Source organism: Streptomyces sp. NRRL WC-3549 (assembly GCF_000721935.1).
GTDB lineage: Bacteria > Actinomycetota > Actinomycetes > Streptomycetales > Streptomycetaceae > Streptomyces.
Window position 1 is genome coordinate 86227 of the sequence record NZ_KL585393.1, and the last position, 886, is coordinate 87112.

Genomic DNA, 886 nt, shown 5'->3' on the forward strand with positions numbered 1-886 from the left:
GTGCCGCCGGTGCCGCAGGCCACCGCGACCGTCCCGGAGGGCCGGCGCAGCTCGCGGCCGAGCTCCGCACAGCCCTGTACGGCACGTGCGTTGCTGCCGCCCTCCGGGACCACCACGCACTCCCCGAAGAGGCTCAGCAGGCTGTCCAGGACCTCGGGGGAGGTCTTGGCGCGGTAGGTGGCGCGGTCCACGAAGTGCAGCCGCATGCCGTCGGCGGCGCACCGCGCCAGCGAGGGGTTCAGCGGGCGGTGGGCGAGCTCGTCGCCGCGGACGACTCCGACCGTGGGGAAGCCGAGCAGCCGCCCGGCGGCGGCGGTGGCGCGCAGGTGGTTGGAGTAGGCCCCGCCGAAGGTCAGCACGGTGCGGCCGGCGGCGGCCCGCAGATTGGGGGCGAGCTTGCGCCACTTGTTGCCCGGCAGGTCGGGGTGGATCAGGTCGTCGCGCTTGAGCAGCAGCGTCACCGAGTGCCGGGCGAAGCGCTCGTCCTCGGCCGGCTCCAGGGGTGAGGGCAGGGCGGGCCGCAGCCGGGAGAGGTCGAGCGCTTCGTGGTGCATGCGTGCATTGTCTTCCGCACGTGTGTGCGGAGGCCAGCCGCGGTTCCGCGGGCGTGAGCGCGGAACTATCCGAGGCGTTTGCCGACGCGGCTGCGCATCCCGTCCATCGAGAATCCGCGCGGATCGGTCTTCCCGGGCTGCCACTCCAGGTGCCCGATCACCGAGGAGGCCTTCCAGCGGTGGAAGCGGCAGACGGCGGCCGCGGCCCTCTCCACCGCCTCCAGCTGGGCGTCGGGCCACGGGTCCTTCCCGTCGCCGAGGTTCTCGCACTCGAAACCGTAGAAATGCCGGTTCCCGTCCGACACCGACCCGTCGACGGCCGGGAGCCGCTT

General features: G+C 73.5%; 2 protein-coding genes. Both read right to left on the reverse strand.

The features are described 5' to 3' along the window. A partial coding sequence (locus IH13_RS0110285) for a 1-aminocyclopropane-1-carboxylate deaminase/D-cysteine desulfhydrase (protein WP_031083106.1) occupies window positions 1-554 on the reverse strand: 554 nt, incomplete at its 3' end. A 65-nt stretch (window positions 555-619) separates the two neighbouring features. Further along, the coding region (locus IH13_RS0110290) for a peptidoglycan recognition protein family protein (RefSeq protein ID WP_031083108.1) at window positions 620-886 on the reverse strand (267 nt) is incomplete at its 5' end.